A 15,358-nucleotide genomic window follows, 5' to 3' on the forward strand; every position below is an offset into this window, starting at 1 on the left:
ATAGAAATGTTTTGTATTCCAAATTAAAATATGGAATTAAAAATACCAAATCAATTTAATTTTTTAAGTTATTTTTTTTGTAATTGAAATGAATAATCAATCTGTTGTCTACTAATGTTATCCCCGGAGCTTTAGAGGCAATATGTCCAGCTTCTTCCTTTTTATATAATGATGAAACAATGCCTGATAACCTGACAGTAGCCCCCTCAACTTTTACAATTATATCTTTCCTTATTGACCAGTTTCGTTCAAGAGCCTGCTCAACGTCCCTTTGTTCAATAGTATCATGAAGTGTAGATTGGACTATTAACACACCTTTAATCATGCCTTTGATTTCACCTACTATTCGGTCTTTGTTGTTTAAAATTAATGTGTCATTGTGTGAGAATACATAATTAGAAAGAAGACTCAATAGTATTCAGCAAATTTTAAATTATACAATTCTTTAGGGATTGACATATTTCCGGCATTTATCTTATTATAACTAATTTAAGAAAATTTCAAATCCAAAAATCAAAAAATTAGTTGCAATCTATAAAATGAAACCTAATTATAATTTCTTTCTAAGATCCCTTTAATAGTTACTATAAATTGTAATAATGACAAAGACATCAGGGAAACTCATTTGTTACCGCTGGCTACATAATAGATGGTAAAATGAAGTAAAAGAGCCCTGGATATACGCATTATTGGTATTTGCAGGCCAAAACAAATGATGATAAAGAATCCCAGCATCATTTCCAAAGAAAGAGAGTAAGTCTCTTTTAAAATGAAACCAAAAAAAATCATGGGTACAAAAAGGATTAAAACTATGGGATAACTAATCCATAACGCAGCGGAATAAAATCCGGGTTCAATCCTGAAATCCTGATTGCAGTGCTCACATCTCTCGGGCATTTTTAAAATGGATTTAAAAACAAAAAGTCCCGGCCTGGTAAATAAATTACCTTTGTAACATCGCGGACATTTTAATGCAAAAATGTTGTATAGTTTTGTTGTTACTTTCATCGGTCAGGTAAATTTTTATAATTTAATCCAGACAGCCCCAGACGGCGCTGCCCGGATTAAGCAGCTAATGAAACATACTACATATTATCGACAACTGCCTGGCCGAATTCAGAACATTTGATCAGAGTTGCCCCTTGCATCAAACGCTCAAAATCATACGTAACGATTTTATTACCGATAGCTCCTTTTAATCCCTTTACAATAAGATCTGCAGCATCCTGCCATCCCATATATTCGAGCATCATTACCCCGGAAAGGATTTCAGAAGACGGATTTACCTTATCAAGATCCTTATACTTAGGGGCTGTTCCGTGTGTTGCCTCAAAAATAGATACCCCTGTGGTATAATTAATATTGGCTCCGGGCGCTATGCCTATTCCTCCCACTATGGCAGCCAGGGCATCTGAAATGTAATCCCCGTTCAGATTCAGCGTAGCAATCACATCATACTGCTCAGGCCTTAAGATAATTTGTTGTAAAAACGCATCGGCTATTACATCTTTTATAATTACTTTATGTCCATACTTTTCCATAATAAGCCACGGGCCTCCCTCGTACTCTTTTGCCCCAAACTCCTCTCTGGCCAGCTGATAGCCCCATTCTTTAAATTGCCCTTCGGTAAATTTCATAATATTTCCTTTATGCACGATGGTCACAGAATCCTTCCTGAAATCAATGGCATGCTTGAGAGCCGCTCTTATCAGGCGCTCACTTCCTTCTTTGGATACGGGTTTTATTCCAATGGATACCGTATTGGGAAACCTAATGTTCTTAACACCCATCTCATCAATAAGAAAGTTCTTCACCTTTTCCAGTTCCGGTGTTCCTGCCATCCATTCGATACCAGCGTATATATCTTCGGTATTTTCCCTAAAAATAATCATATCTACTTTCTCAGGCGCTTTTACCGGAGAAGGTACTCCTTTGAACCATTTTACCGGTCTTACGCAGGCATATAAATCCAGTTTTTGTCTCAGGGCAACATTAAGTGATCGCATGCCGCCACCAACCGGTGTAGTTAAAGGGCCTTTAATGGCCACCAGAAATTCCTCAATATCTCTAACAGTCTGGTCCGGAAGCCAGTTTCCTGTTTTTTTAAAAGCTTTTTCACCGGCATATATTTCCTTCCACTGGATCTTTCTGCTGCTCCCGTACGCTTTTTGAACTGCAGCATCGAAAACCAATCTTGAAGCTTTCCAAATATCCGCCCCTATACCGTCTCCCTCAATAAAAGGAATTATAGGATGGGAAGGCACAACGAGCCTTCCGTTTTGAATACTTATTTTATTCTCATTCATCATATTGTAAATTTTTGAAAAAAAGTTCCACGCAGACTTTCCTTGATTCAACTTTATTTTAGTTATTTAACCTTCGCTATTGACTTACTTAATTAAACGTAAGAAGTACAGCTAATTTTTACAAATATATAACATTTGTTATATATTTAATTAATAAGTGTTATATTTGTTTTATGAGAGATTTCTTTTCCCAATTTGATTTCCAGAGTGACCTGCTCTTTGAAGACCTAACGGAGTCAGAAAATCAGGCCGTTGAAAACACTATGGAATCCCTTGCTATAAAAAAAGGCAGTATGCTTTTTTATGAAGGTGGTATCCCTACTGGTATCTATCAGATAAAACAGGGTAAAGCCAAAAAATTCAAACGCGGTTTTACCGGTGATGAACAAATATTTTACATTTATACGCCCCAGGATGTATTAGGTTATCATGCCCTGCTTGGACAGGAACGATATCAGGATTCCTGTGAGGCTCTCGAAGATTTAAAAGTAAATTTTATAGCTAAGGAAGATTTCCTCAGACTGCTTAGGGAAATTCCGGCCTTGCAGCAAAAACTCATTAAAAACATCGGCCACGAATTTGGTGTTCTGGCCAACATCATTGCTGTACTGGCACAAAAGAACCAGAATGCACGCCTGGCATTGTTTTTACTGCTTTTAGAAAACAGATTCAATCGAAACTCCCCAACAGTAAAAGGTATCGACCTGACACGTGATGATCTGGCGAACCTTATCGGGACATCACAAGAAAGCCTGGGCAGAAGCCTCAAACAATTCAAGGAACAAGGCTGCATTGAAACTGACAAAAGAAATATTTATATAAAAGACAGCCTACAGCTCGAGCAGCTCCTGCAGGTCAAAATAGACTGATTTTTAACGCTGTAAAAATAGACCGGCCGCCTGTTTTAAAAAATGACGAAGATCACCCCAAAAGGTAATCTTCGTCATTTTTGTTTTTTTTACTTCCCCTTAACTTGCTCTCTGATACCTAACGCCCACTAAATGGAGATGCAAGTAAAGAAAAAAAAAGTAGCTCTTATTGTGGCCCATCCTGATGATGAAACCCTATGGGCCGGAGGAATGCTGCTCAGTAATCCCCATTGGGAGTGCTTTATAGTATGCCTTTGCAGAAAACACGACCCTGATAGGGCTCCTAAATTTTATAAAGCGCTCGAAGTGCTGCAATGCACAGGTACGATGGGAAATCTGGACGACGGACCTGACCAGATACCACGCGATAAATCAGAAATCGCCCCTCTTGTACTGCAATTATTACCTGAAGGTCACTATGATCTCATCCTTACCCATAATCCGCTGGGAGAATATACAAGACATCTCAGACATGAAGAAACAGGCCGCTCTGTAATAAGTCTCTGGGATGACGGAAAAATTTCATCCGGTGAGCTTCTCGTATTTGCTTACGAAGACCACAATAAACAGTATTATCCCAAGGCCATCCCTCTGGCTGATATTCAATTAACACTTCGGGCTGAACTCTGGCAAAAGAAATATGAAATTATGACCCGAATATACGGCTTTGCCCCCGATAGCTGGGAAGTACAAACAACTCCAAAGACAGAAGCATTCTGGAGAGTTTCCAGCAAAAAAGACGCCCGTAACTGGCTTAAAGAAACAAAACTATGAAAGTACTTGTATTATATGATTATCCACCCACACCCGGAGGTCTTGCGACCCAGGGGCACCTTCTCTATGAAGGCCTTTTGGCCAATGGCGTTGAAGCCCATGCGGTTCATGTTGAATCAGCACTTGAAAAACAATGGTACTACGACTGGTTTAAACCTGATGTTGTGGTAGGTACCGGCTACTGGGGACACACGCCACAACTGGTGCTGCATCCTCAAAAATTCGGTATCACCGCTGTACCTTGGCTGGTGGCCGACGGCTATATTGCCAATTACCAAAATGTCCTGAACGGCTTGCCACTGATACTGGTAACTTCCAACTGGGTAAAGGAAATGTATGTAAGGGACGGCATTAGCAGTGATAACATTGAAGTTCTTCCAGTAGGCTGTGATACCGATGCCTTTAGGCCTTATGATGAAAATGATCCAAAAGTACTCGCAGCGCGCAAAGCTCTTGCAATAGCCCCTGAGGAGCAGCTTCTGCTGACCATTGGCGGGGATGCTGCCTCCAAAGGTGCCCGCGAGGTCATGGAAGCTTTAGCTATAGCGGGGAAAGAGCTGCCACCCTGGAAATATGTCTGCAAGGTCTGGCCCCAGCCCAGAACTGCCCTTCAGAGCAATCTGGATCAAAAGCTTGCCGAACAGCTCGGGATTAGCAATAACGTGATATTCCAAACCAGTATCATATCCAGAAATTTCATCCCCTATATGTTAAATGCCTGCGATATCTATGCAGCCCCATCAAGGCTCGAAGGATTTGGAATGCCTCAGGTGGAAGCAGGCGCCTGCGGTAAACCTGTAATTGGAATAAAGGCAATGGGAATGCTCGACACCCTTATAGACAACCAGACTGCGTGCCTGGCGGGTATCGGACAAAAAATAGTAGTCAATGAAGTAACCCTGGGCTCTGAATCAGGCTTTGAGGAAAACAGGCGTGTTGTCTTTGATGAACCAAGAACAGTAGACTACCGCGCCAATGTAGCGGATATCAAAGATGCTCTTATCAGGTTAATGAACAGTAAGGACCTGCGCGGGCAGATGGGAACCGCTGGGCGAAAACGTGCAGTTGAAAATTTCGACTACAGGATTGTGGCAGCGAAATTTATAAAAATCATCAATGAAAGACTCCAAATATATTAAATTCCACAGCTCATGGACAACAGAAACTGGACAGAAATAGAACAAGCAAAAAGTGCGGCACTGCAAGTACTGCTACACAATGTAAAAGGTCCCTTTGAAGGGCTTCCCAGAACTGCAGCATGGGGATATCCCGAGCCTTATACGCGCGATTTAATGATCAGTATCCTTGGTGTTGCCGTATCCGAAAATGAAGAATTAATAAGTGCGATGCAGAAAACACTTCAGGTGCTTTCTGAAAATCAGTCCCTAAGGGGAAACATTCCTTCATTAGTCCATGACCCTGACAATAGAGGAGCAAGTGATACCACACCCTTATTTTTACTGGCAGTGGGCATTTTCAGAAAATTAACCGGGGAAAAGGATTTTCTGCAAGAGGCAGTCCAAAAAGCATTAACCTGGATGGAATACCAGAGTCCTTCTGATGATTATCTTGTGGCCCAGCAGCCTACAAGTGACTGGCGCGACGAGCAATGGGTATTGGGCTATGGACTGTATGTTAACACCTTAACCTATAGTTACCTTCAGATACTAGGGCATACAGAAAGAGCAGTCGGACTGCAAAACGCAATGGAACATTTTACCATTACCACCCCCACAAATCCTACACATCTGCATGAAGGGATGCTGATAAAACAAAAACCCTATTATGCCTTATGGTCCTACAAAATATACAACAGTGAAAGATTTGACCTCTTAGGCAACAGCCTGGCTGTTCTCTCAGGTCTCGCTTCTGAGCAGAGAGCAGATCATATTGTGAAATGGGTAGAAAATCAATGTGAGATTATGATAAAGAATAAAGATCTGGCCTTAAAACTGGCCCCGAATTTCTTCCCTTATATTCTGCCTGAAGATCCCGACTGGATCCCCAGATATGAGCAGTATAATCTTCCCGGGGATTATCACAATGGAGGTATATGGCCTTTCATTTCAGCGCTTCACATAGCGGCTCTGGTTCGGGCGGGAAAACCTGAACTGGCAAGGGAAAAACTATTCCTGCTTACTGATTTGATTAAAAAATCAAGAAACAAAGATCTCGATTATGGTTTTAATGAATGGTACAAAGCCCAGGACGGCGAGCCTATGGGCCAGGACTGGCAGAGCTGGTCGGCTTCCCTATACCTCTATGCAGTGACCTGTGTAGAGACCAATACTACACCTTATTTTGTGGTGTGATTTTGAGCCTTAAAAAATATTATTTTAAGAAAAAGACAACAGACAGTTTTGTACCGCTGCTCTGGACTGTACAATAATATTAGGTTCCAGGGTAAGGAGTGTTGTTACGGCTTTTGCTGCCAAGCAGTTATCCCTACCCATCTCAATGACTTTTATAGCTTTTCTTTTACGATGACCTTTATAATCGGGACAATCCACTGGCCAAAGTGCTTTTTGAGAATTAAATTTTATGTCCTGTCAATTTAAAAAATCCAAATGGAGAGCCCATTGGGATTTTTGCTTTTACATTAATTTTTCATCTTGCTTATTTTCATGTAATCCAGAATTTTCAGTTGGCTGCCTTTTTTCTCTATTAATCCTTCATTTCTAAACTCGGTTAAGGTCCTGCTCACGGTTTCGGAAGCAGTTCCTGACATCGCCGCCAGATTATCCCTCGTTACATTGATACTATCCCCTTTTGCGGCTTCTTCCTGACGAAAGAGTCTGAGCAGGGATTCTGCAATACGCTTTCTGACCGACTGATAGGCCAATTGCAGCAAATGTGTGTCTTTGTTCCTGATTTCATTCGAGAGGATTTTAATAAATTTTTCCGCTACATCAGGATATAATTTGAGTAATTCTTCGAGCTGTTCTTTTGGAAAAAAACAGACCTGACTGTCTTCCAGTGCTGTTGCAGTATCGGTATAAGTTTCATCAGAGAGAATTGTACTTACCCCTAAAAAATCATTGGCATGATACATACCGGTCATCAGTTCACGCCCGTCTTCAGACATCTTGACCGTTTTGATCTTACCTGAGATTACCAAATAAAGACCAATAGCGCGATCCCCTTCATAGTGAATAATCTGGTTTTTCTTAAAGGGCCTGTAAATATGCTCGTCTATCATCTTTTTCAACTCAGAAAGACCTTCCCTGTCCCCTACTAAACTCCCAAGCTGTCCCAGGGACTGACTGTAAAAATCCCTTTCTGAATTCTTTTTGTTGAGCCTGCTTTCAATGGCGTGTAAAAGTTCCATATCATCAAAAGGCTTGGTCAGGTAATCGTCCGCTCCCATCTCCATGGCTTTACGCAGATCCGGCCTTTCGGATTTTGCAGTGATAAAAATAAAGGGAATGGTACTTGTTTTTGGATTTTTATTAAGCATATACAATACACCGTAACCGTCCAGCTCGGGCATCATAATATCACATAAAATAATATCGGGCAGGTTGATAACAGCAGATTCAACGCCTACTTTACCATTATTGGCCTGATAAACGGTATAACCTGCCAAAGTAAGGATTTCAGAAATGTTTTCCCTAATGTCATTATGGTCTTCAATAATTAGTACTTTGCTCATGATATGGGAAATGTTAGGGTGAATAATGTTCCTTCTTGTTCATTGCTTTTAAAATCTGCTGTTCCCTTCATAAGTGAAACGTAACGGCTCACTATATTCAGACCAAGCCCGGTCCCGGGGATACTGCCGGTGTTGTGTGCCCTGAAAAAAGCCTGAAACAAATGTTTTTGTTCTTCCAAAGGAATACCAATTCCATCATCGTGAACTGAAATAATATAATCTGCATCATTAATTTCTGTTGTAAAATCAATACAGCAGCTGTCTCCGGAATACTTTATGGCATTACCAATTAAATTAATGGCACAATTCTTTAACAAATTAGCATCGAGGTATATCATCGTTGGCACGCCAATATGTTTGAAGACGATATTTTGGCTGGGTTTGGCCAAAAGCTGCATTTCTTCAGTTATTTCTTCACCGAATTTAACCAGGTCAAAACAAGTGAATTCAGGCTTCATCTTGCCTATTTCCAATTTTTCAACATACAGAAAGTCATTGAGTATCGCCGTTAGACTCTTTACCGAATTTTTAATCTTGGCAATATGTTTACCGATAGGTTCACTTTCAAAAGGTATAGCGTATTTTTCAATGAGTGAGGCTGATAATTGCACGGTACTGAGCGGCGTGCGAAATTCATGGGAAGCCATCGATAAAAACCGGTTTTTTAATTTACTGAGCTCTTTTTCCTTTTCCAGGGAAATACTCACTTTTTCTTTTGCTTTTTCTAAAGCAAAAATAGTATCGTTGAGCGATTTTGTCCGCTCCTCGACAAGTTCTTCCAGATGAGATGCATAATCCTTATACTTTTCCTCATCTATTTTCTGCTTGGACAGATCATGAATAAAACCGGCATAAATAGTCCTGCCTGAATATTTTACCTCACTAACCCCAAGTTTCATTGGAAACAGATCACCGCCTTTACGCATTCCTATCAGGTCACGACCTACACCAATTATACTGGCTTTTCTTGTTATTTTGTACTTACTCAAATAGTTATTATGCCTTTCCCTATCCGGTGATGGCATAAGCATGGAAATGTTTTTACCTATAACTTCCTCTTGCTGATAACCAAAAAGTATACAGCCTGCCGGATTAATAGTTTCGATAGTACCAATATCGTCTATGGTAATGATGCCATCCAAAGCATTTTGTACAAGAGCGTATAACAGTGCGGCATTGTCCATCATCAAATCGATCAAATTATGATGATCCTTATAAAGGTCGGCTATTTAAAAATGGGAAGTTACATTCTGCCTGAATTTCACAGTATAATTAACACATTACCAATCATTTAACAACAAAAAACACTATTAAGCCGATTTTGACTGCTTTATATACTATTCAAGGAATTTAAATTACCCCTACTCAATGGCAGTCGCAAAATGATATACATCATTCTTTATACTATTTTGGCTCATTTCGGCTTAAGTCATTATATCGCTTCTTTGCTATGAAAACCTAAAACAAATTTGATGCAATACAACTCAAGACAACTATGCATGCTGCTTATTAAAGAGGAATCTAAAACAACAGATGCATTTCAGACCGCTTTGAGCAATTTAGAATCTAAACATTCTATGACCGTATTCAAAGATAGCAAGTTATGTATGGAACAATTAAAAGAAGGATCGAGTCTGGCTACGCCAATGGTATTTTTTAATTTAAATGATGACGGATACAAATCTTTAAGCGAAATAGTATCAATCAGAAATGATAAACAAAATAAGAATCTTTCCATTGTGGTATACGATCCTAAAGCAGCACTATGTGATGAAGATACCTTCATAGCAGGCGCCAATATCTATATTAAAAAATCAGGCGATGCTACAACGCTCAAAAAAGTGCTAAAAAAAGTAATTAATATGGACTAGCATTGCGAGTCAGGTAAATTTAATAGGGAGACCTTTTTCGTATCAGTTTAATTGCAGTTTATTTTTTATTATAAAAGTGCCCTACATCATTTTTATTGCTGATGCCTGTCATTTCCAGTTCCTTGCTTCCGCCTCAACTTTGTACCAGTAAAAAAGAATACAATTTAAGCTTTCAGGTGAATTTAAACTTAAAGGAACAATAATGAAATTTTACAAAGAGATGTTCTAGATGCCATAAAATGGGAACCCCACTTAAATGCAGCCCAAATTGAAGTCACTGCAAATAATGGCATCATTACTTTAAAAGGTATTGTTGATTTACCTGCAAAAAAAATAAAAGCCAAAAATACGGCAAAACAGGTTCCCGGGGTTTTGGAAGTTTTGGAAAACATTCAGGTAAAAATCAGTAGCCGGGAACAAAAAAATGACTTTGATATCGCCCAGGCAGTCCTAAATACTTTTAGATGGAACTGGAACACATTAAACGACAGTATAGAGGTAAGGTAGAAAATGGACACGTAACCCTTAGCGGAGAATTAGAATGGCATTACCAGAAAGAGGCTGCCATAAAAGCTGTAACCAATTTAATTGGAGTAAAAGGAGTGGACAATAATATTGTTATTGATTCAAGACTTAGTCCCCCTATAAATAAAGAAATTATCCAACGGGCGCTAAAAAACCATGTCGAAATTGATACGGTAAGCATTACAGTAGAAGTTTCCAGAAATGAGGTAACTCTTGAAGGCGCAGTGGATTCCCGATATCAAAAAGAACTGGCTGAAAAAATCACATGGAAAGCTCCCGGAGTGCGAGATATAAAAAACAATCTCAAAGTAATTCAAGAACATGCAGAGAAAACACTGGATGTTTTTTATAAAATGACTCATTAAAACTATCAATATGAAAAACACAAATACGTTAGTCGCCTTTTATGCTACCTGCTATTAAAAAGCTCGAAAAAAGCGGTTACGATATGAAAAAGCTATCAATCATAGGAACAGACTACCATAGTGATGAAACTGTAACAGGTTACTACACGGTGGGAGATCGCATGAAAAAATGGGGAAGTTTTGGAGCCTATTGGGGAGGCTTCTGGGGTTTACTATTTGGATCTGCTTTCTTTTTTATTCCCAGACTTGGACCGCTGCTTGTTGCCGGGCCGCTTGTTTCACCTATTATTGGGGCGCTCGAAGGTGCAACCTTACTGGGTGGTACCAGTGTTATTGCAGCTGCCTTAGTTAGTTTGGGCATTCCAAACGATGAAGTGCTAAAATATGAAACAGAAATTAAAGCGGGCAAATTTATGCTCTTGGCACACGGAAACAAAATCAGCATTGAAAATACCCGAAAAATGCTGGGGCTTCATATCCCTAAAGAAAACGGTATGAAAGAAGAACACTTTCTTTCTGTTGAGCAGATTGAAGCCGCTGCAGTGCAATAAGTAAGAAAACATTAAAACTTATACCTTAAAAAAAATGAAAACTATAAATCAATTAGGCATTTACTTAGATCATGCCTCCGCCAATTTAATCGATTTTACAGGTAATGATAAAGAGCCTCAAACTATAGTCTCTGAATTTGATATTCAGGACAAACATGAAACCCTACAAAGAAGCGAAAGTGAAATGCACCATAAAGAACAGGATAAACAAAGGGCATACTTTAAGAAAATTGCGACTCTCGCCATTGGCTATAATGAACTCGTCTTATTTGGTCCCACTACGGCAAAAACGGAATTACTGCACTTTTTGCAAAAAGACAACAGTTTTGGAAAAATTAAAATAGAAGCCGAAAATACCGCTAAAATGAACCTTCAGGAGCAAGAGGTTTTTGTTCGCGAACATTTTAAAAAGTTTGACTCTAAAAATAGTTGAGATGGAAAATATACTTTTTAAAATAAACTGCTATCAGCCACAAATCTCTAAATTGGCAATATGATATGAAATTCTGCGCCAATATTTTCTTCGGCTTTAGAAAAAATAATTCCCTTATGATTTTCTACAATTTTTTTTCCAATTGATAATCCAATACCTGTACCGATATAGATTTCATTATTGTGAAGCCTTTGAAAAATAGTGAAAATTTTATTTTCATATTCCTGATTAAATCCTATTCCATTATCTTTAACTATGATCTCACAATATGCTAAACCTGGATCCAGATCCGGATGTGTTTTAACTTGTTTTAAAGTCAGTTTTTTGGAGCTTATCTCTATTTTAGAAATTGAATTGTCTTTTTTATAAAACTTAATAGCGTTACTGATTAAATTATAAAAAAGCTGATTCATTTGCAGCGAAATTGCATTTATAACCGGCAAATGCCCCACTTTTATTTTAAAATTGCGTTCCTGAATCAGCAGCTCAAAATCAATTAAAATATTGTCGATAACCATATTCAAATCAGTCGCTGCAAATTGCCTGTCGGGATTATCAAGGTATGAATAAGCCAGTAAATCTTTAATAAGCGTATTCATCCTTATGGATGATTTACTGATTTTTTCAAGCAGCAAATGAGCCGGATCAGAAATTTTTTCCTCCATTTGCAAAAGCCTGCTGATAAACATCAGGATTTTACGCAGCGGTTCCTGAAGATCGTGGCTGGCCACATATGCGTATTCCTGTAATTGATCATTGGCAGTGCGCAGATTTTTGACAGAGTTTTCTAATTCTTTGTTGGATGTGAGCAGGTCTACTGTACGCTGCTGAACTTTAACCTCTAAACCATCAGACATTGCCTGTAATTTCTTTTCAATATTCCTGCGTTCGGTAATATCTTCAATAGCCAGCAGAATTAATTGTTTTTTACTAGTTTCGTACGTGACTTGTCTGGCATTTAATAGTAGGATACTTTCGCCATAAGGCAAAAGATTTACTGATATCTCATAATCGTCAAGCTGCGTTTTTTGCTGAAGTATTTTTTCAAGCATTGCACGCATTTGAATATCTCCAAAAAGATGATTTTGGATTTCATATATCAGCCTGTCTGCGGCTTCTTCTTTGGTAATATTATATTTTTTAGAAAATGCCCTGTTAATGTTTTTTATTCTAAGCTTGCTATCCAAAACTACTATCGGTTCACGAAGCGTTGCAACTATTGCATCTGTATAATTTTTTGCAATATTAATTTCCTGCTGCTTGTTTAAAAGTTCCTGATTAATCTGCGATAGTTCTTCATTGCTGGATTGTAATTCTTCTTTAGAAGTTTCCAATTCTTCATTCAGGCTTTGCAATTCTTCGCTTCCACTTAATAATTCCTCATTGGCACTCTGCAGTTCTTCGTTAGAAGCTTCCTGTTCTTCACTAATCGCATTTACGTCATTGTGTATTTTTTCCAATTCTTTTTCAAGCTGTGCGATCCTTTTTAAATTAACATCATTGCGGATTTCCTCAGCCGTCATATTGTTTAAGGATACTTCTGGTTGGATAGTGTTGGTTTTATAAAACAATATTAGAAAATAGGGCTCGGATGTATCAGGAAGCGGCTGTACTTCAATTGTAACTTCACTTATAACTTCTTTCTTTTTAACCTGTATTCCTTCTTTTATCACAAGAGATCCTGTTTCTTTAGATTTGTGCAAAGCATTACGAAGTTCAAAAGCCAATCCTTCACGAACCATTTTCAGCAAATTAAAAGTGGGTTTGCCCTGTGAAAATTTAATAAAATCAGTAATATCTCCAATAATATGCAAAATATCCACCTGTTCATTTACTATGATACTCGCTGGTCTGTAATCAGATAGCAAAATTGATTCTGCACTTTTTATAAAATCTTCTTTGATAATTTCTTTTTTAGGAAGTTCTGATTTAAAACTTTTCAACTTGTCAGTCGCTCCCGATCCCCAGCGAGAATGTGCGGATCTTGCTGAAACCTCTTTTCTGGTGTATATTTTTCCGGCTTTATCAAAAGGCTGAAAAAGTTCACCGGCTGGAATTGCAGTTTCAGATTTTCCTAAAAGTAAAAAACCGTTTTCTTTTAAGGCATAATGAAATGTACTCAAAGATTTTTTCTGTAAAAATGTATCCATGTAAATAAAAACATTCCTACAGGTAATCAAGTCCATTCTGACAAATGGAGGATCCGTGAGGAAATTATGAACGGCAAAAACGCATAAATCCCTAATTTGCCGATTAATAGTATAACCATTGGTACTGGATGTAAAATATTTGGAAAGGGTAGCTTCAGAAACATTACGCATTTGAGATTTTCTGTAAAATCCAGCCCTTGCCTTTGCAATAGCAACTTCTGAAATATCTGAGGCAAAAATCTGGATTTCTTTTCCCTGAAGGTTTTCTCCCAAAAACTCATGAAGCGCAATCGCCAGAGTGTACGCTTCTTCACCGGTAGAACATCCTGCAATCCAGATCCGTATTGCATTTCCTTCCGGTACCCTGGCCACTAATAAAGGGAAAACTTTTTCCTTCATCATCTGAAAAATTTTAACATCCCTGAAAAACTCCGTTACTGGTATAAGCAGATCATTAAATAAGTCTTCAGAGGCCAATTTATCACCTCTCAAAACTTTAAGGTAATCCCTAAGATTAATGATTTTATTTAATGCCATTCTTCTGGCAATACGTCGGCGTATGGTAGTTTGTTTATAATAGGCAAAATCAACCCCGCTGTGATGATGTAGAATTTTAATAATTTCATGAAATACTGCTTCATCATTAAGCTCATTATCTTCGCCAGAAATCGCTTTTGCTTTACAAAGCTCAATTAATTTGGCCACTATTTTCACTGGTGATAATACGTAATCAACAACTCCGGCATTAATTGCATTTTGCGGCATTTCATTATAAGAGGCATCCATATCCTGGGCAAAAGTTATGCCTCCGTGTTCTTTGATCAATCCCAGGCCAATTGTTCCGTCAGATCCATTTCCGGAGAGCAATACGCCACAGGCCAGATTAAGGTGAACTTCGGCCAATGAATTAAAAAATATATCTATTGCCTGATTTTTTGTGTCCTTAATACGTGGACTCAGTTTGAGTACTCCATCAAAAGAAGTCAATATTTTATTTTCCGGAATAACATAAATAATATTGGGAGCCAAGTGAACATCATCTGTAATTTCAATAATTGGTATTCTGGCCACACGAGAAAGCAGTTCTGTAAGTATACTGTCATGCAGTGGATGTAAATGCTGTACAATTACATAAGCCATCTGGGAGTCATCAGGAATAGTATCAATAAACTGGGTAAAAGCTTCAAGCCCTCCTGCCGAAGCTCCAATGCCAACAATAGGAAAATCCTGGCGTGTAGCCTTAGGCAGAATGTTTTTTTTATGGTACATGACTTGTAATTTAATTTTGTTGTAAAGAGGTTGTCCTCAAAGAATAGGAATTTGAGTAAAGAATTCTTTTCAAACCTAAAGGGCAATGATAAAGGATTCGAATTTCGAATGTTTCAACCTTCTTTCCAATCCATTTGGATAACCTTTTTCAAATCATTAAAATCAATAGGTTTAACGACATAGGCATTTGCATCCAGTCTAAAAGTGTTTTTCACCCCATCTTCAGTGGCTGAAGTGGAATAAATAGCTATCACCAGAATATGCTTAAATAAAATATCTTCCCTAATTTGCTGCAATGTTTCAAAACCTGACATTACCGGCATATTAAGATCTAAAAAAATAATATCAGGGATAAAAAGAGTACTGTCATAAAGACGTTTTAATAATTCCAATCCATTTTGACAAAATTCAACGGGAAAATTAAGGTGAATATCCTAAACTGCTTCATCAAAAAAATCCCTGTCATCCTGATCATCATCAGTGAGCAAAATACGTATGTTCTCCTTATTATTCATTAGTTATCTCTCATTTATTTCAAATGTACACTTTAATAAACGTTAACTGATTTATTATTGTTTAAAGTAAGCAGCAAA

General features: G+C 38.2%; 16 protein-coding genes. 9 read left to right on the plus strand and 7 right to left on the minus strand.

Going from position 1 to position 15,358, the window contains the following annotated elements; translation table 11 throughout:
- Positions 1-55 precede the first annotated feature (55 nt).
- The 3 genes from EAH81_RS21675 to icd form a co-directional block, all read right to left on the minus strand.
- Positions 56-412, minus strand: coding sequence for a BON domain-containing protein (locus tag EAH81_RS21675; protein ID WP_140511102.1), 357 nt, complete (start codon positions 410-412; stop codon positions 56-58).
- A gap of 209 nt (positions 413-621) precedes the next feature.
- Complete coding sequence (locus tag EAH81_RS21680) at positions 622-1,008, minus strand: DUF983 domain-containing protein (RefSeq protein WP_140511103.1); 387 nt, start codon at positions 1,006-1,008, stop codon at positions 622-624.
- 77 nt (positions 1,009-1,085) lie between these two features.
- Positions 1,086-2,318, minus strand: a complete 1,233-nt coding sequence (gene icd, locus EAH81_RS21685) for an NADP-dependent isocitrate dehydrogenase (protein ID WP_410501117.1) — start codon at positions 2,316-2,318, stop codon at positions 1,086-1,088.
- A 161-nt stretch (positions 2,319-2,479) separates the two neighbouring features.
- On the opposite strand from icd, the gene EAH81_RS21690 reads away from it, so the two are divergent.
- From EAH81_RS21690 to EAH81_RS21705, 4 genes are all read left to right on the plus strand, one after another.
- Entirely contained in the window at positions 2,480-3,175 is a 696-nt protein-coding gene (locus tag EAH81_RS21690; protein ID WP_140511105.1) for a Crp/Fnr family transcriptional regulator, read from the plus strand.
- A 132-nt stretch (positions 3,176-3,307) separates the two neighbouring features.
- The gene (locus EAH81_RS21695) at positions 3,308-3,949 is read left to right on the plus strand and encodes a PIG-L deacetylase family protein (RefSeq protein WP_206669100.1); all 642 of its coding nucleotides are present in this window, start codon (positions 3,308-3,310) and stop codon (positions 3,947-3,949) included.
- Positions 3,946-5,088 (plus strand): glycosyltransferase family 4 protein, encoded by a 1,143-nt coding sequence (locus EAH81_RS21700; RefSeq protein ID WP_140511106.1) that lies wholly within the window; start codon positions 3,946-3,948, stop codon positions 5,086-5,088. Before EAH81_RS21695 ends, EAH81_RS21700 begins: the two co-directional genes overlap by 4 nt.
- 12 nt (positions 5,089-5,100) lie before the next feature.
- Positions 5,101-6,261 (plus strand): glycoside hydrolase 100 family protein, encoded by a 1,161-nt coding sequence (locus EAH81_RS21705; RefSeq protein ID WP_140511107.1) that lies wholly within the window; start codon positions 5,101-5,103, stop codon positions 6,259-6,261.
- A 287-nt stretch (positions 6,262-6,548) separates the two neighbouring features.
- Here EAH81_RS21705 and EAH81_RS21710 read toward each other — a convergent pair whose 3' ends face one another.
- Both EAH81_RS21710 and EAH81_RS21715 read right to left on the minus strand, forming a co-directional pair.
- On the minus strand, positions 6,549-7,601 hold the full coding sequence (locus EAH81_RS21710) for a response regulator (protein WP_140511108.1): 1,053 nt from the start codon (positions 7,599-7,601) through the stop codon (positions 6,549-6,551).
- A complete protein-coding gene (locus EAH81_RS21715) occupies positions 7,598-8,788 on the minus strand; it encodes a PAS domain-containing sensor histidine kinase (protein ID WP_241676617.1) in 1,191 nt (396 codons plus the stop codon). The genes EAH81_RS21710 and EAH81_RS21715 overlap by 4 nt, the downstream gene beginning before the upstream one ends.
- 285 nt (positions 8,789-9,073) lie before the next feature.
- Between EAH81_RS21715 and EAH81_RS21720 the strand changes: the two genes are divergently transcribed.
- The 5 genes from EAH81_RS21720 (at position 9,074) to EAH81_RS21735 (ending at position 11,346) form a co-directional block, all read left to right on the plus strand.
- The gene (locus EAH81_RS21720) at positions 9,074-9,472 is read left to right on the plus strand and encodes a hypothetical protein (RefSeq protein ID WP_140511109.1); all 399 of its coding nucleotides are present in this window, start codon (positions 9,074-9,076) and stop codon (positions 9,470-9,472) included.
- Positions 9,473-9,679: 207 nt separating this feature from the next.
- Positions 9,680-9,979: a BON domain-containing protein gene (locus EAH81_RS28155; protein ID WP_206669104.1), complete on the plus strand. Its 300-nt coding sequence runs from the start codon at positions 9,680-9,682 to the stop codon at positions 9,977-9,979.
- Positions 9,937-10,362 carry a BON domain-containing protein gene (locus tag EAH81_RS27770; protein WP_206669101.1) on the plus strand — a complete coding sequence of 142 codons (426 nt, stop codon included), beginning with the start codon at positions 9,937-9,939 and terminating at the stop codon, positions 10,360-10,362. The genes EAH81_RS28155 and EAH81_RS27770 overlap by 43 nt, the downstream gene beginning before the upstream one ends.
- An 83-nt stretch (positions 10,363-10,445) precedes the next feature.
- Positions 10,446-10,913, plus strand: a complete 468-nt coding sequence (locus EAH81_RS21730; protein WP_241676618.1) for a DUF1269 domain-containing protein — start codon at positions 10,446-10,448, stop codon at positions 10,911-10,913.
- A 34-nt stretch (positions 10,914-10,947) separates the two neighbouring features.
- Complete coding sequence (locus EAH81_RS21735; protein ID WP_140511111.1) at positions 10,948-11,346, plus strand: hypothetical protein; 399 nt, start codon at positions 10,948-10,950, stop codon at positions 11,344-11,346.
- A 47-nt stretch (positions 11,347-11,393) separates the two neighbouring features.
- On the opposite strand, the gene EAH81_RS21740 is transcribed toward EAH81_RS21735, so the two are convergent.
- Positions 11,394-14,765, minus strand: coding sequence for a CheR family methyltransferase (locus EAH81_RS21740; protein ID WP_140511112.1), 3,372 nt, complete (start codon positions 14,763-14,765; stop codon positions 11,394-11,396).
- 113 nt (positions 14,766-14,878) lie between these two features.
- Positions 14,879-15,196: a response regulator gene (locus EAH81_RS21745; protein ID WP_140511113.1), complete on the minus strand. Its 318-nt coding sequence runs from the start codon at positions 15,194-15,196 to the stop codon at positions 14,879-14,881.
- Positions 15,197-15,358 lie beyond the last annotated feature (162 nt).

Origin of the sequence: Flavobacterium pectinovorum, from assembly GCF_006438875.1 — a bacterium.
Classification (GTDB): domain Bacteria; phylum Bacteroidota; class Bacteroidia; order Flavobacteriales; family Flavobacteriaceae; genus Flavobacterium; species Flavobacterium pectinovorum_A.